Origin of the sequence: Streptococcus periodonticum (genome assembly GCF_003963555.1) — a bacterium.
In the GTDB taxonomy this organism is placed as follows: domain Bacteria; phylum Bacillota; class Bacilli; order Lactobacillales; family Streptococcaceae; genus Streptococcus; species Streptococcus anginosus.
Map to the genome: position 1 here is coordinate 211401 of NZ_CP034543.1, position 26983 is coordinate 238383.

The window sequence follows — 26983 nt, forward strand, 5'->3', positions numbered from 1 at the left end:
CCAGAGAAGTGGGCAGTTTCCTATGATTGTAGAACAGCTGTGGAATCCTTTGACCGAACCTGCTTAGTGACACTTCCAGTTGACGGTGCGGATGCTCGAGACGGTGAGCTGAAAGGGCTTGCTGTAACTGACGAAGAAATGGCGCGTAAGGCAGTTAACTACGTCTTTGAAACACCGGGCGGTACGATTTATCATGGCGCAGATTCTCACTTCTCAAACTATTTTGCCAAACATGGAAAAGATTTCAATATTGATGTAGCGATTAACAACTACGGTGACAACCCAATCGGTATTCAAGACAAGATGACTTCGATTGATTTGCTTCGTATGGCTGAAAATCTGCGTGCCAAAGTCATTATTCCAGTTCACTACGACATCTGGTCTAATTTCATGGCTTCAACAGATGAGATTCTTGCCCTCTGGAAAATGCGCAAAGAGCGCTTGCAATACCAATTCCATCCATTCATTTGGGAAGTCGGCGGTAAATACACTTATCCGCAAGACAAAGACAGAATTGAATACCACCATCCACGTGGTTTTGATGATTGCTTCGAGCACGATTCAAATATTCAATTTAAGGCTTTACTATAAAAAATTAAGTGGGAATTATCCGTATACATTGCGATATGCGGATAATTTTCATATAATGATAGTGTAGAATAATTGCTACTGAAAGGGTAGTATTATAAAAGGAGAATTCAATGTCAAATTTATCTGTCAATGCCATTCGTTTTTTGGGAATTGATGCTATTGAAAAATCAAAATCTGGTCACCCAGGTGTTGTCATGGGCGCAGCTCCGATGGCTTATGACTTGTTTACCAAGCAAATGCGTGTGAATCCAGAAGTACCAAATTGGGTCAATCGTGACCGTTTTATCTTGTCAGCAGGTCATGGGTCTATGTTGCTCTATGCACTTCTTCACTTGTCTGGCTTTCAAGATGTCACAATGGACGAAATCAAGAACTTCCGTCAATGGGGTTCTAAGACGCCTGGACATCCAGAATTTGGACACACGGCTGGTGTAGATGCGACCACTGGCCCACTTGGTCAAGGAATTTCTATGGCAACTGGTTTTGCGCAAGCAGAACGTTTCCTAGCTGCTAAGTATAACCGTGAAGGCTATACGATCTTTGACCACTATACCTATGTCATCTGTGGTGATGGAGACTTGATGGAAGGCGTGTCTGCTGAAGCGGCTTCTTATGCTGGACTGCAAAAGCTAGATAAGCTCATCGTTCTCTATGATTCAAACGACATCAATTTGGACGGAGAAACGAAAGATTCCTTTACAGAAAGTGTTCGTGACCGTTACAATGCTTACGGTTGGCACACAGCTTTGGTTAAAGACGGAACAGACTTAGAAGCAATCAATGCAGCGATTGAAGCTGCAAAAATTTCTGGCAAACCTTCCTTGATTGAAGTCAAAACGGTCATTGGCTATGGCTCGCCAAATAAACAGGGAACCAATGCTGTTCATGGAGCTCCTCTTGGTGTAGAAGAAGCAGCCGCTACTCGCAAAGCTCTTGCTTGGGATTACGCACCATTTGAAATTCCAGAAGAGGTGTACGAAGATTATCGGGTTAATGTTGCAGAACGCGGCAAAGCTGCTTATGATGCTTGGGTAAAACTCGTTGAAGAATACAAACAAGCTTATCCAGATTTAGCTGATGAAGTTGCTGCCATTATTGCGGGACAAGACCCAGTTGAGATTCAGCCAGAAGATTTCCCAGTAGTAGAAACAGGTTTCTCACAAGCCACTCGTAATTCTAGCCAAGATGCTTTAAATGCTGCTGCAAAAGTTCTCCCAACTTTCCTTGGCGGCTCTGCTGACCTTGCGCATTCTAATATGACTTACATCAAAGAAGACGGCTTGCAAGACGATGTCCACCGCCTTAACCGTAATATTCAATTCGGTGTGCGTGAATTTGCTATGGGGACTATTTTGAATGGTATGGCACTTCACGGAGGACTTCGTGTTTATGGCGGTACGTTCTTTGTCTTCTCAGACTATGTTAAAGCGGCTGTTCGCTTGTCAGCTCTGCAAGGTTTGCCTGTGACCTATGTCTTTACACATGACTCAATCGCAGTTGGTGAAGACGGTCCAACTCATGAGCCGATTGAGCATTTAGCAGGACTTCGTGCCATTCCAAACCTCAATGTTTTGCGTCCAGCAGATGCGCGTGAAACACAGGCTGCTTGGTACTTGGCACTCAAGAGTCAATCAACTCCAACAGCTTTGGTTCTCACGCGTCAAAACTTGACTGTTGAAGCTGGAACTGACTTTGACAAGGTAGCGAAAGGCGCCTATGTTGTGTATGAGACAACAGATGGTTTTGATACAATCCTTCTTGCATCTGGTTCTGAAGTCAACTTAGCTGTTGCAGCTGCAAAAGAATTGGAAGCGCAAGGAGAAAAGATTCGCGTTGTCAGCGTACCGTCAACAGACATCTTTGATGCACAAGATGCTGCTTACAAAGAAGAAATTTTACCAAATGCAGTTCGTCGCCGTGTTGCTATCGAAATGGCTGCAACCCAGTCTTGGTACAAATATGTCGGACTTGACGGAGCTGTTATCGGTATTGACAAATTCGGTGCTTCTGCCCCAGCTGCTAAGGTAATGGAAGAATATGGCTTCACCGTTGCTCATGTCGTAGAAGTTGTGAAAAATTTGAAATAGTAACTTTCAAAAAGAACCGAGGCTTGCTTCGGTTTTTCTAATTAGAAATGCTATAATGAAAATAGGAAATTTTAGCTCGGAGGTGTGAAGATGACAAAGGAAAGTATGATTTATCAGCTGTTGGATGAATTGAAAATTTCTTATGATCGTCTGGATCATGAACCAATTTCTTCCGTTATTGAGGCTGCTGAAAAGGGAATTGTCCTACCGGGGCAACAGGTCAAAAATCTCTTTTTGAAAAATAAAAAGGGGCGTCAATTTTATTTGGTCATTTTGCGGGACGAAAAAACGGCAGATATCAAGCATTTGGCAGAAGTCTTAGATGAAAAACGATTATCTTTTGCTAATGACACGGAGCTGGAGGAACTTTTGCAGGTAGAGCCAGGTGCGGTCACGCCTTTTGGGCTGCTTTTTGATAAGGAAAAGAAAGTCCAGCTGATTGTGGACGAGGAGGTTGATCCGAACTTGACCGTGGGTTTTCATCCTTTTATCAATACAACAACGCTCAATATAGCTTATGCGGACTTTTTACGTTTTTTGGAAAAAGCAGAGCATACTGTCAAAAGAATTCGCTGCTAATCAGGCTTAAGGAGGAATCCTTTTAGAAATTTCAGCCCTTCCTTGTAAATTCTCTAGGAATCTGCTATAGTAGATAATATATGAAATCTAAAGGAGACTAAAATGGGTAACGGTTTTTCAATTTTAATTATGTTGGTTGTGATGATGGGCTTGATGTTCTTCATGCAACGTTCTCAAAAGAAACAAGCAGACAAACGGATGGAAAGCTTGAACAAACTACAAAAAGGATATGAAGTTATCACAATTGGTGGCTTGTATGGTACGGTTGATGAAGTTGATACTGAAAAGAAAACAGTTGTTCTTGATGTAGACGGTGTTTACTTGACATTTGAATTAACAGCTATCAAGACTGTATTACCTCTCACAGAGGGAATCACAGCAGTTGCTGGTGCAGACGGAAGTGTTGATATGTCAGAAGATACAGCTATTGAAGAAGAATAGTAGTGTTTTAAGCTAGAAAAAGGGATTGGAGTTTCTCCAGTTCTTTTTATTTTTGTTTGAAGGTTTCTTTTACAACTTATAAGAATAATTCTTTTACTGCTTTGACGTTGTCAATTAGCTATTTTGATGCCAAAGCTAACTAAGTAACAAATATTCCCCTAGCAGAATAGGAATTTAAAAAAGATAAAGTATTTAATTTTTATCGTAAAATAATGTGAAAAAGAAGTTGGAGCCAAAAATTTCTATGTTTCGGCTTCTTTTTTATCTGAAATTTAGCATAAATCCCATTTTTAGAGGATTTATGATATAATGAAATGTAAAACTTTATTAGGAAAACAAGCAGATGTTTAGTTTTAAGAAAAAAGAAAAAATTGAAGTTCCATTACAAATACCGAGACATATCGGTATTATTATGGACGGGAATGGTCGTTGGGCTAAAAAGAGAATGCAGCCGCGCGTTTTCGGACACAAGTCTGGAATGGAAGCTTTGCAAAACGTTACCATTGCAGCTAAAGAGTTGGGTGTCCAAGTATTGACGGTTTACGCTTTCTCCACAGAAAATTGGTCGCGTCCTGAAAAAGAAGTCAGCTTTATCATGAACTTGCCGGTTGAATTTTACGACCGTTATGTGCCTGAGTTGCATAGAAATAACGTAAAAATTCAAATGATTGGGGATACGGAGCGGCTACCTAAGGCAACGTATGATGCGCTTTGCAAAGCAGAAGAATTAACGCGGCTCAACACAGGCTTGATTCTGAATTTTGCCTTGAATTATGGTGGTCGTGCTGAGATTGTTCAGGCGGTTAAAATGATTGCTCAAGATGTGTTAGATGCCAAGTTCAGTCCAGGCGAGATTGATGAAGAGATAATTGCCAATTATCTACAAACCAGCAATCTACCTCGATTATTGCGCGATCCGGATTTGGTCATTCGAACGAGCGGAGAATTGCGTTTGAGTAATTTCTTACCTTGGCAAAGTGCATATAGTGAGCTGTATTTTACAGACATTTTATGGCCGGATTTTGATGAGAAAGCTTTGAAAGCAGCTATTGAAGAATATAGTAAACGAAATCGTCGATTTGGCGGCGTGTAGGAGAATTTATGGATAAGGATTTACAAAGACGTGTTATTTTTGGCGGAGTGGCACTTGCTATCTTCATTCCAGTTTTGATGATAGGAGGCGCTCTTCTGCAAATTGGAATGGGGCTTCTAGCCATGTTGGGTGTTCATGAATTGCTGCAAATGAAAGGGCTGAGAAGTACCACACTAGAAGGTGTCTTAGCCATGTTAGCAGGTTTTGTGCTGACGATTCCACTCGAAAACTATTTGAAATTTTTGCCGGTAGATGGAAATGTTGTGGCCTATAGTTTAGTTGTTTTTCTTCTATTAGGCTCAACTGTTCTAGGGAAAAATTACAGTTTTGAAGATGCGGCTTATCCAATCGCTGCGAGTTTTTACGTGGGAATTGGCTTCAATGCTTTGCTAGATGCACGGGTGGCTGGTTTTGACAAAGTGCTCTTAGCCTTGTTTATCGTCTGGGCAACGGATAGCGGAGCTTACTTGGTCGGACGGAGATATGGCGTACGTCGCTTAGCTCCGCGAGTTTCACCAAATAAAACTGTTGAGGGCAGCCTAGGAGGCATTGCTTCAGCAGTCCTTCTAACATTTATTTTTATGTTGTTTGATAGAAACGTTGCCGCACCTCATCATATGTTTGTCATGCTTCTTTTCACAGTATTCTTTAGTATTGCAGGTCAGTTTGGGGACTTGGTAGAAAGTGCAATTAAGCGCCATTTTGGAGTCAAAGATTCTGGTAAATTTATACCCGGACATGGTGGTGTATTAGATCGTTTTGACAGCATGCTGTTTGTCTTTCCCTTGATGCATTTCTTTGGATTGTTCTAATGAGAATGGTGAAATGAAGTGGACAGACTAATGTGATTGTTTTGTAATCACTCACAGAAAAATGAAATCTGAGAAGATGACATAAAAAATCAATATTTCGCAAGAAATTGATTTTGTCATTTTACTTTGTGCAGTTGACTAGGGTTTGGTCGTCATGCCTTGCGTAGCAAGGGATTAGAACTGCCACTCAACAGTGATTGATTGGCACTAAAGTATCTAATCAATTGTGCATAGAAACTCTAAATTGACTAAAGTCAACAGAGTTTCTCATTACTGCGTTTTGTTGTAAAAATAATTATTGTAAGAGTCTGGGAAACGTTCCTTCCAGCCTCTTTGTGAATGAGCTTTATAAGGAAATCTTAAGCCGAGTGAAGTAATCTTGATTTGCTGGGTACAATTCAGTAAGATGATCATGTCAGAAAGTAGAAAGGTTGGTGTAATGCAATCTGGTATTATAGGAATTATCACCTTTATCATTGTTTTTGGAATTATTGTAGTTGTTCATGAGTTTGGACATTTCTATTTTGCGAAAAAATCAGGCATTTTGGTGCGGGAGTTTGCTATTGGAATGGGCCCGAAAATTTTTGCTCATATCGGAAAAGACGGCACGGCCTATACTATTCGGATGTTACCGCTAGGTGGCTATGTTCGTATGGCTGGTTGGGGTGAAGATTCGACCGAGATTAAAACCGGAACACCTGCTAGTTTGACTTTAAATGAGGCAGGCAAGGTCGTCCGAATCAACCTTTCGGGCAAGAAAATTGATCAAACTGCTCTGCCGATGAATGTGACGGGCTTTGATTTAGAAAACAAGCTTGAAATCACTGGTTTGGTACTAGATGAACAAAAGACCTATGCGGTTGACCATGATGCAACAATCGTAGAAGAAGACGGCACAGAGGTTCGGATTGCTCCGCTTGATGTGCAGTATCAAAATGCTAGTTTAGGCGGGCGCCTCATTACCAACTTTGCAGGACCGATGAACAATTTCATTTTGGGGATTGTAGCTTTTCTGTTGTTGATTTTCATGCAGGGTGGCGTTGCCAATCCCAATACAAATCACATTCGTGTCTTACAGGACGGTGCCTTGGCACAAGCTGGTGTAAAAAATAACGACCAGATTTTAAAAGTTGGTCAAGCCGAAATTAAGAATTGGTCGGATTTGACCCAAGCTGTTCAGTCTGAGACGAAAAACAGTAAAGGGCAATCAGAACTAAATGTGACGGTTAAAAGCGGAAATAAAGTTCGAGAGCTGACAGTTAAGCCTAAAAAAGAGCAAGGAAGATATCTATTAGGAGTGATGCCGGGCTTGAAATCAGATTTTCCGTCTATGATCGCGGGTGGGTTTAGCATGGCTTGGAACGCTAGTTTCCGCATCTTTGACGCTTTAAAAAATTTAATTTTCCACCCAGACATCAATAAACTAGGCGGTCCTGTGGCGATTTACAAAGCCAGTAGTGACGCTGCTAAAGGCGGTCTTGAAAGTGTTATCGCTTTATTAGCTATGCTATCTCTAAATATTGGTATTTTTAATCTCATTCCTATCCCAGCGCTTGACGGTGGAAAGATTGTGCTCAATCTTCTTGAAGCCATTCGGCGCAAGCCATTAAAACAGGAAACAGAAACCTATGTCACTTTAGCAGGTGTCGCCATTATGGTGGTGTTGCTGATTGCGGTGACTTGGAATGATATTATGAGAACCTTCTTTTAAAAGGTGAATTCTAAATAATAAATAAAAGGAAGAATTTATGAAACAAAGTAAAATGTTAATCCCAACACTACGTGAAATGCCTAGTGATGCACAAGTCATCAGTCATGCACTTATGCTGCGTGCGGGCTATGTCCGCCAAATTTCAGCAGGTGTTTACTCTTACTTACCATTGGCTAATCGCGTGATTGAAAAAGTAAAAAAAATCATGCGAGAAGAATTTGAAAAAATCGGTGCGGTCGAAATGTTAGCTCCAGCCCTCCTTAGTGCCGACCTTTGGCGTGAATCAGGTCGTTATGATACCTACGGTGAAGATCTCTATAAGTTAAAAAATCGCGAAGGTTCAGATTTTATCTTGGGGCCCACTCATGAAGAAACATTCACCGCAATTGTACGGGATTCTGTAAAATCTTATAAGCAATTACCGCTCAATCTTTATCAGATTCAGGCTAAATACCGTGATGAAAAGCGTCCTCGCAATGGCTTGTTGCGGACACGTGAGTTTATCATGAAAGACGGTTATAGCTTCCATGCTAATTATGATAGCCTAGATGTGACTTACGATGAGTATAAGATGGCCTACGAGAATATTTTTACACGAAGTGAGGTTGATTTCAAAGGGATTATCGGTGACGGTGGTGCTATGGGTGGAAAGGATAGCCAAGAATTTATGGCCATTACACCTGACCGTACCGACCTTACGCGCTGGGTTGTCCTAGACAAGTCAGTCACTAGCTTTGATGAAATTCCGACAGACGTACAAAAAGCGATAAAAGAAGAATTGACGAGCTGGTTGGTGTCTGGTGAGGATACTGTTGTTTATTCGAGTGAGTCAGGATATGCTGCAAACCTTGAAATGGCAACAAATGAATACAAACCAAGCAATCGTGTTGTGGCCGAAGACGAATTAACTCGTGTAGAGACTCCGGATTGCAAGTCGATTGATGAAGTTGCTGCCTTTCTTCATATGGATGAAAGTCAAACAATCAAAACCTTGGTTTATATTGCTGACGAAAAGCCTATCGTGGCTCTGCTTGTCGGAAATGATCAACTGAATGAAGTGAAGTTGAAAAATTATTTGGGTGCTGATTTCTTTGAACCGGCAAGTGAAGACGAGGTTCGTGAGTTGTTTGGAGCAAACTTTGGTTCTCTTGGACCCGTTCATCTTCCAGAAGATGTTCAAATCATCGCAGACCGCAAGGTGGAGGACGTTCGCAATGCAGTTGTTGGTGCGAATGAAGACGGTTATCATTTGACAGGTGTCAATCCAGGGCGAGACTTCACAGCAGAATATGTAGATATTCGCGAGGTGCGTGAAGGAGAAGTTTCACCAGACGGACAAGGCGTTTTGAAATTTGCACGCGGCATTGAAATTGGACATATCTTTAAATTAGGAACTCGTTATTCAGAAAGCATGAATGCGACTGTTTTAGATGAAAATGGTCGTGCAGTTCCTGTCGTAATGGGCTGCTATGGTATTGGTGTCAGTCGCCTCTTATCAGCTGTTATGGAGCAACACGCTCGTCTCTTTGTCAATAAGACACCAAAGGGAGACTATCGCTATGCTTGGGGAATCAATTTTCCAAAAGAATTGGCACCGTTTGATGTGCATCTAATCCCTGTAAATGTCAAAGACGAGGAAGCTCTTGCATTGACAGAACAACTAGAAGCGGAGCTGCTCAAAGCTGGCTACGAGGTCTTGACAGATGATCGTAATGAACGTGCTGGTGTGAAATTCAGCGATAGTGACTTGATTGGCCTACCAATCCGTGTGACGATCGGGAAAAAAGCTGCTGACCGCATCGTTGAAGTCAAAATTAAAGCGACAGGTGATACCATTGAAGTGCATGTTGACAATCTTCTTGAAACACTTGCAATTTTAACGAAGAAAGAAGAAAGATAAATAAATAGATCTAAAACAAGAGCTAAATTATCATTCAAAAAACAGGAAAAATCTTAATTGGAGACAATCCGAAAGAGATTTTGCCTGTTTTTTTGAGTTGATACTTTGCGTCGACTTGTTGGCGTGGGACAAAGAAGGACTGTTGAGGGAAATGTGTTTTACTTTGCTTTCATTTTTTACTATTTGAAGATAAAAAATAAATTTTTAGGGCATCTTCTGAGGAAACCTTTGAAATATTTTATACTAAAAAGGTAGAAAAAGGAGTTGAAATGAGAAAGATAAAAAATATTCTTCAAATGAGTTTGCTAATCGTTCTGACACAGATTGCTTTGGTATTGCTGACGACGCCATTGTCCAAATCATTGACCTTTCAGCAGTCAAGTTTTGTATTTTTGTTCATTCTATTTTCTTGTGGCTTGCTTTATTTTCGCTATTTTTCCAGAGAGTTAACAGATTTTAAATCAGAAATCTTAACGGCTCGTTACTGGCTTCTCCTGCGATTATCCTATCTCATGATGGTATTTATCAATGCGATAGGAGTTTATCTGATGATTTTAGAAGGGACGGCTGCTGTTTCAGAAAGTCAACAATTATTTATGAGCCTGTTCATCCACTCCTCTCTTTTTTTGCTGGGTGTTGATGTGATAGCTCTGGTGCCTGAAGTACGGTCATTTATGTACTGCCCCCAAAAAGTTAGACAAAAAATATTAGTGAAAGGATTTAGTTCTGTACTGCACAGGACTAAGTCCTTTTAGTTTTGTTTTAATCCGTTTATTGTTGTAATAAACAATATAAGTTGCAATAGCTTTCTCCAGCTCATCAAGCGATTGATAACTCTTCTCATAACCGTAGAACATCTCCGATTTGAGGATGCCAAAGAAGGACTCCATCATCCCATTGTCTGGACTATTGCCCTTGCGAGACATAGATGGGACAATTCCTTTCGCTTCTAAGAATTGATGATAAGACTGGTGCTGATACTGCCAGCCTTGGTCACTGTGGAGAATGGTTCCCTTGTAGGTTCCAGCAGGAAAAGCCTTGGCTAACATTGTTCTGACCTGGTTCAAGTCAGGTGAACGTGACAAGGTAAAGGCAATGATTTCACTATTATACCCATCTAAAATAGGAGACAGGTAGAGCTTTCCATTGACGTTTGGTAAGGCAAATTCGGTTACATCTGTATAGCACTTTTCGTAAGGCCTAGAGCCTTCAAACTGACGCTGAATGAGATTCTCTGCTTTCTTACCAATCTCCCCCTTGTAAGAAGAATATTTCCGTTGACGGCGAATTCGAGCTTGTAGCCCCATCACTTGCATCAATCGCTGAACTTTCTTGTGATTGATATGAAAACCACGATTTTTCAGTTCAAGATGAATTCGACGATAACCATAGTTTCCCTTGTGCTCATCATAAATCAATTGAATTTCAGCTTTTAACTCTTGATCCTTGTCTGGTTTATCTAGCTGTTTTAGCTGGTAATAGTAAGTTGCACGAGAGAGTTTAGCGGTAGCTAGTAGGAAACTTAATCGGAATCCTTCCTTGACCATCTCTCTAATTGTCTCTGCTTTTCGCGCTGTAAGGCTTCGTCCCTTAAGCGTAACTCCCTCAACTTTTTTAGATAGGCATTCTCCGTTCTAAGACGCTCGTTCTCTTCTTGAAGTCGCTCTAGTTCCGTCATTTCTTCCCAAGTTTTCTTTTTCTTACGTCCCATCTTTGGTGGTCTCCCTCTTTGTTTCTCAACAATAGTATAGCCGTTTTTCTTATATTGTGCCAGCCAATTTGGGAGAGTCCCCCTGTTAGGAAGGGCAAAATCGAGAGAGACTGACAATTGAGAACGCCCTTCAAGAAGAACTTGATGAAGGATTTTTTGCTTTAGTTCAGGAGAATAATAAGTCTTCTTACCTCTCTTGACAATGTCTACTCCATGCCTATCAATTAGTCGAATCAGATATTCGATCCCTGACTGATTGAGGTTAAACTGTTTTGATAATGACTTGAGAGTTGCGCCGCTTTTTCGCAAGTAATAGATTTGAACCTTGTCTTCATAACTTAATTTCATAAAAATAACATCCCAAAAGTTAGAGTTTTCTTGTCTAACTTTTGGGGTGCAGTTCATTATTATTCATCTTTTTGTTTCAAAAGATCAAGCAAGAATGAGTTTTGTGATAGGGAGTTTGTTTTTTATCCTTTTACGAAATCCAGCTGATATCAGTTGTTTTATCGTTTATACGGGCTTAGGATTTCTGTTTTCGCTCTTTATTCCCAAGCCACTTCCTCGTTTGGAGTTCTCCATTTTCAGTCATTTGGTGCGCAATAGCTTTTCTCTTCTTTTCTTGCTCATTTTTTGGTAAATTCCTTTTGTAGAAATCTCACTTCTATGATAAAATGAGAGCATTATAGATTGGATGAGAAGGACAATGATACAAAAGGAAGAACAGTTAGAATGGTTGCACCAACACCAAACAAAAGAGCCGCATTTAGGCTTAGAACGAGTGAGACGACTATTAGCATTGCGAGGTAATCCGCATTTACAAATCTCGGTCATTCACATTGCAGGTACCAATGGAAAAGGATCAACGATTGCGCATTTACGTCAGCTATTGCAAGTAAAGAAGTTGTGTATTGGAACGTTTACATCGCCTTATCTTCTTAACTATAATGAGCAAATTGCAATCAATGGTTTACCTATTTCAGACGAAGACTTTTATTCTTTGTTGCAATCTTATCAAGAGTTATTAAAAAAGCAGGTAGATGATACGGTATTGCAGGCAATAACAGAGTTTGAGATTATCACGGCGTTGGCTTATGATTATTTCTGCCAGCAAGAGGTAGATGTGGTCATAATGGAAGTAGGTCTGGGTGGTTTATTGGACAGTACTAATGTGTGTCGACCGGATTTGACAGCTATTACGACAATCGGACTAGATCACACGGCTATTTTAGGTGCCACACTAGCAGACATTGCAGAGCAGAAGGCAGGTATTATCAAAGAGAGGGTACCAGTGGTGACAGGGAAGATTTCTTCAGAAACACTGGCAGTTATTCACACTATTGCTCAGCAACATCAGGCTTCTCATGTCTGCTATGGGAAAGATTATCAAGTGGAGTCTGTGCAAGGCTTAGAAGAGGGAGAAGACTTCCTCTTTTCCAATGCCTTTCGGCAGAAAGAAGACTATCAAACTGTTCTTTTGGGCATTCATCAAGTTGAAAATGCAGGACTTGCACTTGAATTATGCGATCAATATTGCTACTTGAAAGGTTTACCATTGTTGAGTGAAAATGAGGTGCGACGAGCATTGAAACAAACGTATTGGCCTGCTCGCTTGGAGAAAATTACAAATGCACCGTTGATTTTGCTAGATGGTGCGCACAATCCTCATGCAATGAAAGCTCTGATAGCTTCCCTAGAAAGCTATTTCCCAGATTATCAAAAGCACATTTTATTTTCTTGTATTCAGACCAAGGCATTGGATGAAATGGTTGCTTTGTTAAAAACTGTTTCCAAATCTCAGTTATTTCTCACTACATTTGAGGATTCACGGAGTTTTTCAACAGAAGAAATGCAAGGCTTGGCAAAGCGAGAAAAGTTAGCATATGTAGAGTGGTTACCTTATTTGGAGCAATACAAAAAAGTCAAGCATGGAGAGAAAGAGCTGCTGCTCATCACAGGCTCTCTCTATTTCCTTGCAAATGTGAGAAAATATCTAATAAGCGATTAGGTAAAAGGAGGTTTTCTAAATAGTTAAAATGTGATAGAATGAAAGAGCAATTCATTTGCACAGAGTAAGTGGTCTGCGTTAAGTGTGTATGGATGGGATGTTGCCATACAACGAAACATTTGTGCGGTAGACCATTGCATCCGCTGTCATTTTGACGGCTCCCGAAAGAAAAGGAGCGAATATGAGAAAAAACTCGCCTAAGTTGTCGGTGCAACTTTTGGTTGCCCTTGCTATGATTGTAGCTCTCTGCTTTGTCTTAGAGAAGTTTTCAATCTTTGTCATCCCTCGTTTGTTGAAGCTGAGCCCAGCTTTCATTGGTTATACCCTTATGGGAAGTGTCGCTGGTCCGATTTTATCTGGTCTGGTTTCTGCCGTATATGATATGCTTTCCTTTTTCTTTTTGAGTCAGGGGCAACCATTCATTATCTGGTTTACATTGATTGAAGCCTTGCAAGGTATTCTCTATGGTTATTTCTTTTATGGCAAAGAATTACGATTTGAACGGAAGAAAGACTGGCTTTGGGTGACACTAGCAACTGTCGCTGTTATGGGAGTAGGGACCTTTACCTTAACGCCCTTAGCTCTCCATTTACAATATGGAGTACCCTTTGTTGCACTATACGCTACTCGGGCATGGTCTGTTTTTGAAATTCCTTTACGAGTATTTGTGACAATGCTCATTGTCCCACAGTTGCAACGAATCCCCGAATTACGTAAGTTAATGGGATTAAACAATAAGTGAAAAAACGAGAGCAGAAAAAGGCTGAGACATCACTGTCTACAGCCTTTTCAAATATGCATTTTTTAATAGTTTTTTATCAAATCAACAGTTGAACGATCCAATTTCTTAACAAGAGCTTGTAAGAAAGCTTGAGCTTGTAGAAAGTCGTCCATTGCGTAGAGTGTTTGATGAGAATGAATGTAACGTGCACAAACACCAATAGTTGTAGAAGGCACACCACCGTTTTTGAGATGAGCAGCGCCTGCATCGGTTCCGCCTTTGCCACAGTAGTATTGATACTTGATGCCTGCTTCTTCTGCTGTTGTTAGAAGGAAATCTTTCATATTTGGCAACATGAGGTGACCTGGGTCAAAGAAACGAATTAGAGTCCCTTCTCCGATAGCTCCTTGATCTCCGTAAATGTCGCCAGCAGGCGAACAGTCTACTGCCAAGAAAACTTCTGGGTCAAACTTAGTCGTTGAAACATGGGCTCCACGCAATCCGACTTCTTCTTGGACATTGGCTCCAACATAAAGTTCGTTGTTAAGCTTTTGTCCAGCCAGAGCTTGAACCAGTTCACTCACCATGAGGACACCGTAACGATTGTCCCAAGCTTTTGAGATAACGTTTTTCCCATTAGCTGTGAGAATAGCAGAGCTGTCTGGTACAATCGTATCGCCTGGACGAATGCCGTAGCTTTCAGCTTCTGCTTTATCAGCAAATCCACCGTCAAAAACAATATCTTCAATCCTTGGTAGACTTGGTCCACCTGTTCCACGTGTCAAATGTGGCGGAACGGAGCCTGAAATCACAGGAATTTCATCTCCTGTACTAGTAAACAATTTAAATCGTTGGCTGCTAACGACGAGTGGATTCCAACCGCCGATTTGCACTACACGAAATGTTCCGTCGGGTTTGATTTCACTCACCATGAAGCCAACTTCATCCATGTGGGCAGCTACCAAGACACGTGGTGCATTAATAGCTTCTGAATGTTTTACTCCGAAAATACCACCTAAGCCGTCGGTTATGACTTCGTCTACATGAGGAGTGATTTTTTTACGCAAATAATTGCGAACAGGCGCTTCATGCCCTGAAACGGCAGCAATTTCTGTTACTTCTTTGATTTTTGAAAATAATTCTGACATCATTAACCTTCTTTCTGTTCTTATTTTAGCATTTTCTATCATAGTTGGGTAGCATTCAAATATAAAAAACAGTAGTGTTTCGATTTGTCCCAATTTATCTTTTGTGTTAAAATATTGTCATGAAAGCTAAAAAGATTCTATTAACAACGGCTGCACTTGCGGGAGTAGGGCTTGCAGCTTATGCTACTAAAAAAACGTTGGACGAGCGAAAAGAAGCTGAGCGGCGTGAGCAATTAGTTGCGGAAATTCGGAAAAGTTTGTCTGAGCTAGGCGATATTGCCACACTATATGTGCAGTTATACAAGTCAGATGAGCATCGATTGGTTGGTGGTGTGGTGTATGAAGATGATCGGCACATCACATTTGTATATGAAAATGGCGAATTGACCTATGAGGAAGAACAATGATTATTCCAGCAAATATAGAAGAATTGGCATCATTTGTGAAACGCGAAGGAAAGATTGTGTTCTTTTTCACAGCCGAGTGGTGTGGAGATTGTCGTTTTATTAAACCTTTTTTGCCTGAGATTGAAGCAGAAAATCCTGATTTTACCTTTGTTGAGGTCAATCGTGACGATTATATGGAAGTTGCCAAAAAGTGGGATGTGTATGGGATTCCTAGCCTAGTAGTCCTAGAAAATGGACAAGAAATTGGTCGTTTTGTTAATCGCGAGCGAAAAACGAAGACGCAAATCAATGAATTTTTAGCCCAGTTAAACTGAACATATAGGAGAAATAATGATTTTTACATATAATAAAGAGCACGTTGGAGACGTGCTGATGGTGATTGTTGCAGACGGTCAAGGAGTTAAGTTAGCTGCTGAACGCAAGGGAAACGTAGCGCGTATTTATCGTTTGGACAATGGAGAAACAGTTGCTTGGAATATTTTTCAGGTTTCTAATCTTTTTAATATTACCGAACGTGGGCAAGTTTTTCTGACAGATGAAGAAATTTCAATTCTGAATCAAGAATTAAGCCAAGCAGGTTTTGAACCAGAATTAGTCAATGATCTTTCCCCAAAATTTGTAGTAGGTGAAATTGTGAAAATGGTAGCTCATCCAGATAGTGATCACCTTAATATTTGTCAAGTAAAAGTAGCAGCAGATAAAGTGGTTCAAATCATAGCAGGTGCGCCTAATGCTAAAGTAGGTCTCAAGACGATTGTGGCGCTTCCGGGTGCTATGATGCCAAAAGGAAACTTGATTTTCCCTGGTGAGTTGCGTGGAGAAAAGAGTTTTGGTATGATGTGCAGCCCTCGTGAATTACAATTGCCCAATGCTCCGCAAAAACGTGGGATTATTGAATTAGCAAGTTCAGAAGTGGTAGGAACAGCATTTGATCCAACTAAGCATTGGCAAGGGTAAAATAGAAATTAAGTTTTAATCGTGAATTTTCACGATTTTTTCTTTTCTCTTACGAATAAATAGTTAGGAGGAAAAGAAAATGTATAATAAAGTAATTTTAATTGGTCGCTTGGTGAATACACCAGAGTTAAACAAAACAGCTAATGATAAATCTGTGGCGCGTGCAACACTTGCTGTCAATCGTCGCTACAAAGGACAAAATGGTGAACGAGAAGCGGACTTTGTAAATGTCGTTGTCTGGGGTAAGTTAGCCGAAACTTTGGCAAGTTATGCAAGTAAAGGCAGCCTGATTTCGCTAGACGGTGAACTTCGCACTCGCCGCTATGAGAAGGACAATGTTACCCACTATGTCACAGAAGTACTTTGCAATGGCTTCCAGCTATTAGAAAGTCGTGCACAGCGAGCTCTTCGTGAAAATAATGCAGGTGCAGACTTGGCAGATTTGCTTCTGGAAGAAGAGGAATTGCCATTTTAATAAAGATAAGCTAGGCTGGATAAAATTCAGTTTAGCTATTTTTAGTTGGTGAAAAATAATCAACATTTTATACTTTTAACAAAGTACGAATAACATGCGCAAGATAGAAGTCAACAGTCTGAGAAGGTGTTGTATTTGATTTCAACTTGAGTTTAAAAACAAGGAAGTTAGGGGGATTTTTCAAGTTTTCACACTTCTTTTTTTTGGCGAGGTTTTGCTTTTTTGTATAAATATAATATAATAAACCTAGATAAAACAAAGTTTTCTGTTTAAGATTGCTGTTGATAAGGAGAAAAATGGGAGCAGGTAAAGGAAAAAAGCAATATCGCTATTATCGTAAATATCTATTATTTTTTCTGTTTGTCTTCGTCTTGGCTAGCTTAGTTTTCCTCTATGTAAAAGGGGATTCATCAGATAGCAAGCAAGTCAAGATAGGAGCGACCTATATGACGATGAACAATGATTTTTATAAAACCTTAAATGCTGAAATTGAGAAAAAAACCAATCAACAAGGAAGTCGACTTTATGTGCGGGACCCAGAATTAGACGAAGACAAGCAAAGTCAGCAGATTGATTATTTTGTTCAAGAAAGAGTAAATGTGATTGTTATAAACCCAGTTAAGAGTGACAGTCCAAAGATTCTGACTTCTTTAAATAAAGCCAGAAAAGCGGGAATCAAGATTATTGTTGTGGATGCACCTGTTAGCAAAGATGCAAAAGTTGATACTACTATTGTGTCAAACAATTATCAAGCCGGTGTGTTGATAGCAAACGATATGATGAAACGATTGTCAAGTGCGAAGATTTTACTATTGGAACATCATAACGCTGTGTCTGCGATGGATCGGATTCAAGGATTTTTAGATACGATTAAAGGGCATCCTGCTTATCAGGTGGTTTCTAAGCGGGAAACATTGGGGCAGACGGAAGAAAGTATGCCTCAAGTAAAAAAAGCATTGAACGAAGGAATGCAATTTAATGTGGTCATGTCTTTAAATGATCGTGCTGCAATCGGAGCTCTCGCAGCCATAAAAGATCAAGGTGTGACAGACAAGATTGCAATTTATGGCGTAGATGGCTCGCCTGATATTAAGAATTTCCTTGCCAACACCAATGATATTCAAGGAACGGTTGCCCAGTCTCCGATTCAAATGGGCAGAAAGGTGACAGAAGTGATTGAGCGCATGATGAAGCATCAATCTTACAAAAAGGAGTACCTGATTCCTGTTCATTTGGTGAATAAAGATAACATTGGGCAATATACAATTACAGGGTGGCAATAATGAGACGAAATAAAAGTATTTTTTATAGCAAGATTGCTTTAATGGTCATCAATTTCATTGCCATTGTTTATAATGCCTCTATTTATCTTTTTGCAACAAATTACGTGGTCGCAAGAGGTTATGCTCATTCACTATTGGGGCGTTTGGATGCTATCCCAGGCTCGCCGAGCTTTAGTTTTTGGATGTCGATTGCCTTTTATGCTTGCTTATTATTGGTTTTTTATTACCGTGAGAAGCATCCAAATCAGCTATCTGTTTATGATAAAGTAACTATTATTGAGATTTTGCTGATGTTAGTTATCTTTGCTGTCTTGCATTCTTCTTATAATGGTCTGATTCTCTTGGTTTTTGCGGATATTTTTTACGGTTCCAAGGAGTTTAACACTTCAAAAGATCGGAAATATTGGTTTTCCTTTATCATTTTGAGCTTTACTATGTTGCTCTTATCCAACTATGATTTGATGTCGCTTTTTGTTAAATTGCCTTCGTTAGATACTTATATTCGCTTTTGTCCAGAATCTATTCGCATGGTCCTCCTTTTTGGAAAGAATTTTCTCTTTTCACTAAATCTGGTTGTGTTTATGATTTCTTTGCTCTTTTATATTTTATCTGCAATGACCGAAAAGCACCATATTGAAGAAGAACTGCGGATGGCGGCACAAGCCAATCGCGAGTTGAATAGTTATTTAGCCTTATCTGAAAAAATTGCGGAAGACCGTGAAAGAAAACGAATCGCTAGAGAAATTCATGATACGCTAGGGCATGCTTTGACAGGGATTTCTGCGGGGATTGATGCAGTTAAAGTATTGGTGGATATTGACAAAAATCGTGCTAAGGAACAGTTAGAAAATGTTTCTGTGGTTGTACGAGATGGTATCCGTGATGTGCGAGGTTCACTCAATAAAATGCGACCTGGTGCTTTAGAAAATAATAGCTTAAAGGAAGCGTTGTTCAAAATTATTCGAGAATATGAAGCCATTTCTAATTTGGAAATTCATTTTCGCTATGAATGGACCACAATTGATTTGGATGTTGCAAAAGAAGATATTGTCTTTCGGGTGATTCAAGAGTCCATTACCAATTCGGTACGGCATGGGCATGCCAAAACGGTTTGGATTGAGTTATTAGAAGAAGAGAATTATATCATGACTATACAAGATGATGGAGTTGGTTTTGACGAGCTTCACTATGGTTATGGTCTAAAGCAAATGCAGGAACGCCTAGCGATTATTGGTGGTAGTGTCCATTTTGAAAATCGTAATGGCTTTTATACCTATATTAAAATTCCGAAAATAGGAGGAAAGAATGATTAAAGTTTTAATTGCAGATGATCAGGCCTTGATTCGTGAGTCTTTACAAATTATTTTATCGGCTCATTCAGATATTGAAGTGGTGGGAACAGTCGGTGACGGCAAGGAAGTGCTCGAAAAACTTCACCATATACATCCAGATGTGATTTTGATGGACATTCGAATGCCTGTTATGGATGGCGTTCTCTGTACAAAAGCGGTCAAGGAGCACTATCCAGATATCAAAATTATCATTTTAACAACTTTTGATGACGATGATTTCATTTTTTCAGCATTGAAATACGGAGCTTCTGGTTACATTTTAAAAGGAGTTTCTACTGACGAACTGCATCAAGCCATTCAAACGGTTCACAAAGGCGGTGCTATGATTAACCCCAACATTGCTAGCAAAGTGTTTAAAATCTTTTCACAAATGGCGCAGTCGAATTTTGCCATTTCTGTTGCGGAAGAAAATGTAGAAGATATGAGTCAGACTGAGTGGAAGATTATCCAACAAATTGGTTTTGGAGTTTCAAACAAGGAAATTGCAGCGAAGTTGTTCTTGTCTGAAGGGACAGTGCGGAATTACTTGTCAGGTATTCTGACGAAATTAAATTTGCGAGATCGCACGCAATTAGCTATTTGGGCTGTGCAGACAGGTGTTACCCAACGTGATTTTAGTAAGGACAATGACAAATGAAGTGGCGGATGAGGTATTTGACGATGTTCATCTCGGCTCTCCTTTTAGTGACCCTTAGCTTTGTTTTATGGACTTCCAATCAAAAAAAGATTTTGCGAATTGGAGTGTATGCAGGCAGTAGCTGGGACGTTCCGAATAGTCGTGAGAATAGAGTGTTAGACAATATTATTCGCCAATTTGAAAAGTCATATCCAAACGTCAAAGTCGTCTATGAGAGCGGTATTCCTAAAAAAGACTATGACAATTGGCTAGCAGAAAAGATTCTAAAAGGTGAGCAGGCAGATGTATTTATGGTGCCTGAAAATGATTTTTCAATGTTGGCATCTTCTGGAGCATTCAAATCTTTGGATTCTTTGATTAGTAAGGAAGAAGCCGTGGCTTACTATCCAGTTGCCTACCAAGCTGGACAGTATCAGGGGCATAGCTATGCTTTACCGATTGAAAGCAATCCTGTTATGATGTGTGTTAATAAAGATCTGCTGGAAAAAGAAGGCATTTCAATTCCTGACTCTAATTGGACTTTAGAGGATTTATATGCGATTTGTCAAAAAGTAACAAAGGATACAGATGGTGACAGTCTGATTGACCAGTATGGCATTACGGATTATACTTGGAAGCAAGCCTTGGTGGCGTATAACGGGCATTTAAGAAATCAAAATGGTGTTAATGTTGATAGTGTCGAAATGCATCAGGCACTCTCCTTTATCAGTAAATTGGATTCATTAAATCAACGGTACAAGGTAACGTCAAATGATTTTGATGAAGGTAAGGTCGCCTTTTATCCAATGAGTTTGGCTCAATATCGAACCTACAAACCCTATCCCTACCATGTGGCAAAATATTCTAGATTTTCTTGGACCTGCATTCCTATGCCGGCCGCTAAAGCGGGCATTCCTGCGACCCAAGTGAAAACATCTCTTTTTGCTATGTCTTCAAAGACAAAACAGGACAAATTAGCTTGGGAGTTTATGAAATTGCTGTGTCAAAATCATAAAAATCAGCAAGAGCTATTTGCAAAATCACAAGGGACCTCTGTCTTGACTTCCGTAGTTAAAAGCAGTCAGACGAAAAAGATTTTACAGGCAGATGACTTTGGACTGGATTCGCTGACATCGCAACGACTGGATCATATGATGAAGCATTCGGTGTTAGATATTAGCAGAGACTTAGATTATCATTCTTTGGAACGACTGGATTATTTACTAGGAAATGCTCTCAAAAACAATGAAATAGACAGTATCTTACCAAGTATTCAAAGGGAAATGGAAGAAACAGGCAAATAGAAGTTTAACGAAGAATAAATATCAAAATAGTCAGATGAGAGATTTTTGAGCTCAAAGCTGGCTATTTTTCTTTTTGAAAAACTATATGACATTTGTCATATTTTAACTAACAAATGTCATCTTTACAAAGTGACATTTGACAATGTGAAACCGGTTCCAGATTTAGTAAAATAAAGACAGAAATGAAGGAGGAAAGAACATGAAATATCTAGTACTAGTCAGTCATGGTGGACTAGCAGAAGGTGTGCAAAGCTCTTTGAGGATGTTCGCTGGGGATAAGACCGACCAAGTCATTGCAGTAGGTCTAAAAGAAGGCAAGTCTGTTGAAGATTTCGCTCTTGACTTTCGTCAAGCGTTAGCAAATCTGGGAACAGAAGATACGGTTTTGGTGTTGGCAGACATTGTCGGAGGAAGCCCTTTGACGACAGCTTGCAATGTTTTATCAGAACTTGGCAAGTTAAACACTGCAGTCGTACTTGGTGGTCTCAATTTGACAATGGCACTCACAGGCTTAGTGATGAAAGATATGTTGGAAGGAAAAGAATTGGCACAAGCCATTCTCTCAGAAGCATCCGCAGCGCTGCAAGAATTTGATGTAGTTGCTAGTGACGAAGAGGATGAAGACGATATTTAAAAAAGATTAAAAAGGAGATTTATCATGACAATTTCATTTGTACGTATTGATGACCGTATGATTCACGGTCAAACAGTAACTCGTTGGGCAAAAGAATATCCTTGTGACGGCTTAGTTGCTGTCAATAATGCTGCAGCAGGAAATACAGTTTTGAAACAAGCCTACAAAGCAGCTTCTGATAAAAAAACATTTGTTTGGACAAAAGAAGCATGGAAAGAAAAATCACAAAAGGTATTGGATTCCGATAGTCGCTATTTCTTGATTACTAAAAATCCAATTGATATGAAAGAAATACTAGTTGATCAAGGTTTTGTGCCTAGTGATATCAAAGAAATCATCGTTGGTCCAGCCAATGACCGTCCAGGAGCTATTAAATTAGGAAACAACCAATCCATCACACAAGAGGAAGCGGAAGCACTTGAAGCGATTCAAAAAGCTGGCTATAAAGTGAAATTCCAACTCTTGCCAGATGTGTCTATTGGCTACTGGGACGATTTCAAATCTAAATTTGGTTTTTAACAAAATATAATAAGCATTAAGGAGGCTTTATTATGACAATTTCGTGGTTTCAAGCCGCTTTACTAGGGTTATTTGCCTGTCTATCATCTATGCCTGGTCTAGGTGGTACTTCCATTGGTAACTATACTCTTGGGCGCCCGCTTGTAGGTGGTTTAGTTTCAGGACTGATTTTAGGAGATGTGAAATTAGGTATTATCTGTGGGGTTGCTATGCAGCTCGTTTATATCGCTTTGGTAACACCTGGTGGTACGGTTTCAGCTGACGTGCGTGCGGTTTCTTATATTGGGATTCCTCTGGCAATGGTTGCCATTCAATCGCAAGGACTATCACTTGACTCTGCAGACGCTGCTAACTTGGCTAAATCAATGGGAACACTCGTTGGTACAGTCGGTACAGTTCTTTTCTATGGTACCGCTACTATGAACTTGCTTTGGCAACATATTGGTTGGAAAGCTGTTGAAAAAGGTGAATTTAAACGCCTGTACATGGTAGACTGGGGCTTCCCTTGGATTTCACACTTGGTATTCTCATTCTTGCCAACCCTCATTATGTGTAAATTGGGTGCAGATGCAGTTACGGCCTTGAAAACGGCACTTCCATTGGACGGTATTCCAATGAAAACCCTCTTTACAGTCGGTTCTCTCCTTCCATGTGTCGGAATTGCAATCCTCTTGAAACAAATTGTTGAAAAAGCTGTCGATTTCATTCCATTCTTTGTTGGATTTACTTTAGCAGCTTCACTAGGACTTAACCTTGTATCTTGTGCAGTAATTTCATTGATTTTCGCAGTATTATTCTATGAAATTCAAATGGCTAAAAATGTAAGAGCACAAGCAGCTTCAAGTGCAAGTTTTGATGATGACGACGATGAGGAGGATATTTAAAATGGTTAAATTAACGAAAAAAACATTAGGAAAATCTTTCCATCATTGGTATTATGGGAACTTAACTTGCTTCTCACAAGAACACATGCAAACCTTTGGTTACCTAGCTTCAATGCTGCCAATCGTGGAAGAATTATATTCTAAAAAAGAAGATCAAGCAAAAGCAATGCACACTTACACAGCATTCTTCAACACAGAACCTCAATTAGGTGCTTTGATTGTAGGGATTACAGCTGGTCTAGAAGAGGCGCGTGCTAATGGTGCTGATGGAGTAGACGACGAAACGATTAACGGTCTTCGTGCGGGGCTGATGGGACCTGTTGCAGGAATTGGTGATTCACTGATTGTTGGTACCTTGATTCCGATTATACTAGGTATTGCTCTCGGTTTGTCAAATGGTGGCTCACCACTTGGTGCGATTTTCTATATCGTGGTTTGGAACTTGCTCGCCTACTTTGGTATGAAATTCGCCTACTTTAAAGGCTATGAACTTGGTGACAAAGCAGTTGAATTTCTTGTCGGACCTCAAGGACAAGCTATCCGTAAGTCTGTTTCTATCATTGGTGGTATGGTTATCGGTGCTGTTGCAGCGACATGGGTACCTGTTAAGACAGCTTTCAAATTGAAAGACTCTTCAGGAAAAGCTTTCTTGGTACTACAAGATCAATTAGACGGTGTCTATCCAGGTCTATTGACAGCTTTGTTTATCGTCTTTTGCTGGTGGTTGATGGCGAAGAAAAATCTTTCACCAATTAAAGTAATGTTACTTCTCGTTGTAGTAGCCTTCCTTGGTGTATTGGTTGGATTCTTCAACCCAGGATTGAAATACTAAAAATAGGAGAAAATTATGACAGAACAAGAATTGATTCAAGGATATGAAACGGAAATTCAATATCAAAAACACATGATTGAAAATCTCGGACGTTGGTTTAGTCTCTTCTTTACTATTGCTAGTATCGGTCTTGTTCTGATCTATTTCTTCCGTCAAACCAATCTCATTGCCTTTGTTCTTGGAATAATCCTAGCAGTGTTGGGAATATTAGCCATGCTTGTCTTTGGTTATGGTATTTACAAAGGACGACTGAATCTTCAAAGAGTCATTGATGATTTTGAAGAAAAATTAAGATTGGTTCGATAAAAATTTATTTGCTTTCCCCCTAAAAACTTTGTCGTTTGACAGAGTTTTTTTCTTGACTATTTCTGACCAAGTGATACAATAGAAAATGTAAATATTAGCACTCGCACTTGTAGAGTGCTAAAACAAGATATTGGAGGTAAACAAATGCTTAAACCATTAGGCGACCGTGTGGTCTTAAAAGTAGAAGAAAAAGAACAAAAAGTTGGTGGTTTTGTCATTGCAGGTGCAGGACAAGACGCAACAAAGACAGCAAAAGTTGTAGCTGCGGGGGATGGAATTCGTACACTCAACGGTGAACTCGTTGCGCCAAGCGTAAAAGCTGGTGATACCGTTCTCGTTGAAAGCCATGCGGGAATTGAAGTCAAAGATGGCGAAGAAAAGTACCTCGTTGTCAATGAAGCAAATATTTTAGCGATTGTTGAATAAATAAAAATTTATAGAAAGAGGAATTGTAAAAATGGCAAAAGATATTAAATTTTCAGCAGATGCAAGAAGCGCCATGGTGCGCGGCGTCGATATTTTAGCAGATACCGTTAAAGTAACCTTAGGTCCTAAAGGCCGCAATGTTGTTCTTGAAAAATCATTTGGTTCACCACTCATCACAAATGATGGTGTAACCATTGCAAAAGAAATCGAACTCGAAGATCATTTTGAAAATATGGGAGCTAAATTGGTGTCAGAAGTTGCTTCAAAAACCAATGATATTGCTGGTGATGGAACAACCACTGCGACTGTACTGACCCAAGCCATTGTCCGCGAAGGGATTAAAAATGTAACGGCTGGTGCAAACCCAATCGGCATTCGTCGTGGTATTGAAACAGCTGTTGCAACAGCTGTTGAAGCCTTAAAAGCAAACTCTGTTCCAGTTTCTAACAAAGAAGCTATTGCGCAAGTTGCGGCTGTTTCATCACGTAGTGAAAAAGTCGGTGAATACATCTCTGAAGCTATGGAAAAAGTTGGCAATGACGGTGTTATTACTATTGAAGAATCAAAAGGTATGGAAACGGAGCTAGATGTGGTTGAAGGAATGCAATTTGACCGCGGTTACCTTTCCCAATACATGGTGACAGACAATGAAAAAATGGTTGCTGACTTAGATAATCCATATATTTTGATTACAGATAAGAAGATTTCTAATATTCAAGAAATTCTTCCTTTGTTGGAAAATATTTTGAAAACAAGCCGTCCGCTTTTGATTATCGCAGATGATGTGGATGGTGAAGCTCTTCCAACTCTTGTGTTGAATAAAATCCGCGGTACTTTCAATGTCGTCGCTGTGAAGGCGCCAGGATTTGGGGACCGTCGTAAAGCAATGCTAGAAGATATTGCTATCTTGACTGGCGGTACAGTGATTACAGAAGATCTTGGTCTGGAATTGAAAGACGCAACGATTGAAGCGCTCGGACAAGCCTCAAAAGTAACTGTGGATAAAGATAGCACCGTTATCGTTGAAGGTTCTGGCGATGCCGAAGCTATTGCCAACCGTGTGGCTGTTATCAAATCCCAAATCGAAAGTTCTACATCTGACTTTGACCGTGAAAAGCTCCAAGAACGCTTAGCGAAATTGTCAGGCGGTGTAGCTGTCATCAAAGTTGGTGCTGCAACAGAAACAGAACTCAAAGAAATGAAACTCCGCATCGAAGATGCCCTCAATGCAACTCGCGCAGCTGTCGAAGAAGGAATTGTTTCAGGTGGTGGAACAGCCTTTGTGAATGTTTTAAGTGCTGTTGAAGCCTTAGACTTATCAGGTGATGAAGCAACTGGTCGCAACATCGTTCTTCGTGCGTTAGAAGAACCTGTTCGCCAAATTGCTTTGAATGCAGGATTTGAAGGTTCTATCGTCATTGACCGCTTGAAAAATTCGGAAGCAGGAACTGGTTTTAATGCTGCTACAGGTGAATGGGTGAATATGATTGATGCTGGGATTATTGACCCAGTCAAGGTTACTCGTTCTGCCCTTCAAAATGCAGCTTCAGTAGCGAGCCTCATCTTAACAACTGAAGCAGTTGTTGCTAACCAACCAGAACCAGCCAGTCCAACTCCAGCAATGGATCCAAGTATGATGGGCGGGATGATGTAATATATAACTAAAACCCTTGTAATATCAAGGGTTTTACTATTGTCTGAAACACGATTAAAGGCAAGGAGGGGCAAAAAAGGGGCAAAAGATTATAACTTGTTTAGAGCGTCTATAGCATTCTTTCTTGCGTTTTTTGTGACGTGATTATAAATAGCTAGAGTAGTTTCAGGGTCAGAGTGTCCTACTTGCTCCATAATTATCTTAAGTGACAGGCTTAGCACGGACAATAAAGAGATGTGAGAATGTCTGAATATGTGGCTAGTTAAATGCTTTTTGAAATGCAGCTCTTAACCATGTTCAATTTTGAGAGTGGGACAGAAATCAATCATTCGAAGAATTTGATTTTTCAGCAAGTCCCAATTTCTAGTTGCTGACCTAAAACAGTCCACAGGACTGTTTTGACTTTCACCTCTGCACAGTTGGTTAGGATAGCCGCTATCACCGGTATAACAAGGGATAAGGTTATCCAACCAACCACTGCGTCTTACAAGCCAAACTATAAAATGCATGAGGTTGGGAACTTTTGTCTCAA

Annotated in this window: 26 protein-coding genes, 4 pseudogenes and 1 riboswitch; of the genes and pseudogenes, 27 read left to right on the forward strand and 3 right to left on the reverse strand. The window is 40.0% G+C overall.

The features are described from left to right. Positions 1-36: 36 nt before the first annotated feature. From ulaG to EHW89_RS01130, 9 genes and pseudogenes are all read left to right on the forward strand, one after another. A pseudogene (ulaG, locus tag EHW89_RS01090) lies at positions 37-591 on the forward strand (L-ascorbate 6-phosphate lactonase); the annotation flags it as partial. Positions 592-701: 110 nt separating this feature from the next. After that, complete coding sequence (gene tkt, locus EHW89_RS01095) at positions 702-2678, forward strand: transketolase (RefSeq protein ID WP_126466445.1); 1977 nt, start codon at positions 702-704, stop codon at positions 2676-2678. 90 nt (positions 2679-2768) lie between these two features. Next, positions 2769-3257: a prolyl-tRNA synthetase associated domain-containing protein gene (locus EHW89_RS01100; RefSeq protein WP_126466446.1), complete on the forward strand. Its 489-nt coding sequence runs from the start codon at positions 2769-2771 to the stop codon at positions 3255-3257. A gap of 102 nt (positions 3258-3359) precedes the next feature. Next, positions 3360-3698 carry a preprotein translocase subunit YajC gene (gene yajC / locus EHW89_RS01105; protein WP_003026971.1) on the forward strand — a complete coding sequence of 113 codons (339 nt, stop codon included), beginning with the start codon at positions 3360-3362 and terminating at the stop codon, positions 3696-3698. Between the two features lie 343 nt (positions 3699-4041). Next, entirely contained in the window at positions 4042-4791 is a 750-nt protein-coding gene (locus tag EHW89_RS01110) for an isoprenyl transferase (protein WP_106101049.1), read from the forward strand. Positions 4792-4799: 8 nt separating this feature from the next. After that, a complete protein-coding gene (locus EHW89_RS01115) occupies positions 4800-5603 on the forward strand; it encodes a phosphatidate cytidylyltransferase (protein WP_049507653.1) in 804 nt (267 codons plus the stop codon). A 439-nt stretch (positions 5604-6042) separates the two neighbouring features. Continuing rightward, positions 6043-7314: a M50 family metallopeptidase gene (locus tag EHW89_RS01120; RefSeq protein WP_022526850.1), complete on the forward strand. Its 1272-nt coding sequence runs from the start codon at positions 6043-6045 to the stop codon at positions 7312-7314. Between the two features lie 37 nt (positions 7315-7351). Beyond that, positions 7352-9214 (forward strand): proline--tRNA ligase, encoded by a 1863-nt coding sequence (locus EHW89_RS01125; protein WP_126466447.1) that lies wholly within the window; start codon positions 7352-7354, stop codon positions 9212-9214. A 269-nt stretch (positions 9215-9483) separates the two neighbouring features. After that, positions 9484-9891: pseudogene (locus EHW89_RS01130) on the forward strand (CPBP family intramembrane glutamate endopeptidase); the annotation flags it as partial. 30 nt (positions 9892-9921) lie between these two features. On the opposite strand, the gene EHW89_RS01135 reads toward EHW89_RS01130, so the two are convergent. Then, positions 9922-11273 (reverse strand): IS3 family transposase gene (locus EHW89_RS01135; RefSeq protein ID WP_126466448.1). Its coding sequence is split into 2 segments (ribosomal slippage): positions 9922-10811 and positions 10811-11273, totalling 1353 coding nucleotides; the frame shifts between segments, so codons are not numbered across the junction. A gap of 58 nt (positions 11274-11331) precedes the next feature. Between EHW89_RS01135 and EHW89_RS09605 the strand changes: the two are divergent. From EHW89_RS09605 to EHW89_RS01155, 3 genes and pseudogenes are all read left to right on the forward strand, one after another. Beyond that, a pseudogene (locus tag EHW89_RS09605) lies at positions 11332-11565 on the forward strand (CPBP family intramembrane glutamate endopeptidase); the annotation flags it as partial. A gap of 66 nt (positions 11566-11631) precedes the next feature. Next, positions 11632-12933, forward strand: a complete 1302-nt coding sequence (locus EHW89_RS01145; RefSeq protein WP_126466449.1) for a bifunctional folylpolyglutamate synthase/dihydrofolate synthase — start codon at positions 11632-11634, stop codon at positions 12931-12933. Between the two features lie 58 nt (positions 12934-12991). Then, a riboswitch (THF riboswitch) is annotated at positions 12992-13081 on the forward strand. A 33-nt stretch (positions 13082-13114) separates the two neighbouring features. After that, positions 13115-13675, forward strand: coding sequence for a folate family ECF transporter S component (locus EHW89_RS01155; protein ID WP_126466451.1), 561 nt, complete (start codon positions 13115-13117; stop codon positions 13673-13675). Positions 13676-13737: 62 nt separating this feature from the next. Here EHW89_RS01155 and pepA read toward each other — a convergent pair whose 3' ends face one another. Next, positions 13738-14802, reverse strand: coding sequence for a glutamyl aminopeptidase (gene pepA, locus EHW89_RS01160; RefSeq protein WP_126468031.1), 1065 nt, complete (start codon positions 14800-14802; stop codon positions 13738-13740). Positions 14803-14921: 119 nt separating this feature from the next. Here pepA and EHW89_RS01165 point away from each other — a divergent pair, with 119 nt between their 5' ends. The 15 genes from EHW89_RS01165 (at position 14922) to groL (ending at position 26451) form a co-directional block, all read left to right on the forward strand. After that, a complete protein-coding gene (locus tag EHW89_RS01165) occupies positions 14922-15209 on the forward strand; it encodes a DUF4651 domain-containing protein (RefSeq protein WP_126466452.1) in 288 nt (95 codons plus the stop codon). Then, the gene (locus tag EHW89_RS01170; protein ID WP_106383916.1) at positions 15206-15523 is read left to right on the forward strand and encodes a thioredoxin family protein; all 318 of its coding nucleotides are present in this window, start codon (positions 15206-15208) and stop codon (positions 15521-15523) included. Before EHW89_RS01165 ends, EHW89_RS01170 begins: the two co-directional genes overlap by 4 nt. A gap of 16 nt (positions 15524-15539) precedes the next feature. Continuing rightward, positions 15540-16166, forward strand: coding sequence for a YtpR family tRNA-binding protein (ytpR, locus tag EHW89_RS01175; protein ID WP_106383917.1), 627 nt, complete (start codon positions 15540-15542; stop codon positions 16164-16166). A 79-nt stretch (positions 16167-16245) separates the two neighbouring features. After that, positions 16246-16641, forward strand: a complete 396-nt coding sequence (locus tag EHW89_RS01180; RefSeq protein ID WP_022526842.1) for a single-stranded DNA-binding protein — start codon at positions 16246-16248, stop codon at positions 16639-16641. Positions 16642-16937: 296 nt separating this feature from the next. Beyond that, on the forward strand, positions 16938-17924 hold the full coding sequence (locus EHW89_RS01185; RefSeq protein WP_126466453.1) for a sugar ABC transporter substrate-binding protein: 987 nt from the start codon (positions 16938-16940) through the stop codon (positions 17922-17924). Next, positions 17924-19237, forward strand: coding sequence for a sensor histidine kinase (locus EHW89_RS01190; RefSeq protein ID WP_126466454.1), 1314 nt, complete (start codon positions 17924-17926; stop codon positions 19235-19237). Before EHW89_RS01185 ends, EHW89_RS01190 begins: the two co-directional genes overlap by 1 nt. After that, a complete protein-coding gene (locus EHW89_RS01195; RefSeq protein ID WP_049507674.1) occupies positions 19230-19913 on the forward strand; it encodes a response regulator transcription factor in 684 nt (227 codons plus the stop codon). Before EHW89_RS01190 ends, EHW89_RS01195 begins: the two co-directional genes overlap by 8 nt. After that, the gene (locus EHW89_RS01200) at positions 19910-21196 is read left to right on the forward strand and encodes an ABC transporter substrate-binding protein (protein ID WP_126466455.1); all 1287 of its coding nucleotides are present in this window, start codon (positions 19910-19912) and stop codon (positions 21194-21196) included. Before EHW89_RS01195 ends, EHW89_RS01200 begins: the two co-directional genes overlap by 4 nt. Before the next feature lie 199 nt (positions 21197-21395). Continuing rightward, positions 21396-21830: a PTS sugar transporter subunit IIA gene (locus EHW89_RS01205; protein WP_049516995.1), complete on the forward strand. Its 435-nt coding sequence runs from the start codon at positions 21396-21398 to the stop codon at positions 21828-21830. A gap of 24 nt (positions 21831-21854) precedes the next feature. Continuing rightward, the gene (locus tag EHW89_RS01210; RefSeq protein ID WP_049513158.1) at positions 21855-22349 is read left to right on the forward strand and encodes a PTS system mannose/fructose/N-acetylgalactosamine-transporter subunit IIB; all 495 of its coding nucleotides are present in this window, start codon (positions 21855-21857) and stop codon (positions 22347-22349) included. Positions 22350-22381: 32 nt separating this feature from the next. After that, positions 22382-23233 (forward strand): PTS mannose/fructose/sorbose/N-acetylgalactosamine transporter subunit IIC, encoded by an 852-nt coding sequence (locus tag EHW89_RS01215; protein ID WP_126466456.1) that lies wholly within the window; start codon positions 22382-22384, stop codon positions 23231-23233. 1 nt (position 23234) lies between these two features. Beyond that, a complete protein-coding gene (locus EHW89_RS01220) occupies positions 23235-24065 on the forward strand; it encodes a PTS system mannose/fructose/sorbose family transporter subunit IID (protein ID WP_021001249.1) in 831 nt (276 codons plus the stop codon). A 15-nt stretch (positions 24066-24080) separates the two neighbouring features. Further along, positions 24081-24371 carry a PTS fructose transporter subunit IA gene (locus EHW89_RS01225; RefSeq protein WP_106383925.1) on the forward strand — a complete coding sequence of 97 codons (291 nt, stop codon included), beginning with the start codon at positions 24081-24083 and terminating at the stop codon, positions 24369-24371. A 144-nt stretch (positions 24372-24515) separates the two neighbouring features. Then, entirely contained in the window at positions 24516-24797 is a 282-nt protein-coding gene (gene groES / locus EHW89_RS01230; protein WP_003030877.1) for a co-chaperone GroES, read from the forward strand. A 31-nt stretch (positions 24798-24828) separates the two neighbouring features. Next, entirely contained in the window at positions 24829-26451 is a 1623-nt protein-coding gene (gene groL, locus EHW89_RS01235) for a chaperonin GroEL (RefSeq protein ID WP_003026907.1), read from the forward strand. A gap of 89 nt (positions 26452-26540) precedes the next feature. Here the strand turns inward: groL and EHW89_RS09385 are convergent. After that, positions 26541-26738 (reverse strand): annotated as a pseudogene (locus EHW89_RS09385) (tyrosine-type recombinase/integrase); the annotation flags it as partial. Positions 26739-26983: the final 245 nt, after the last annotated feature.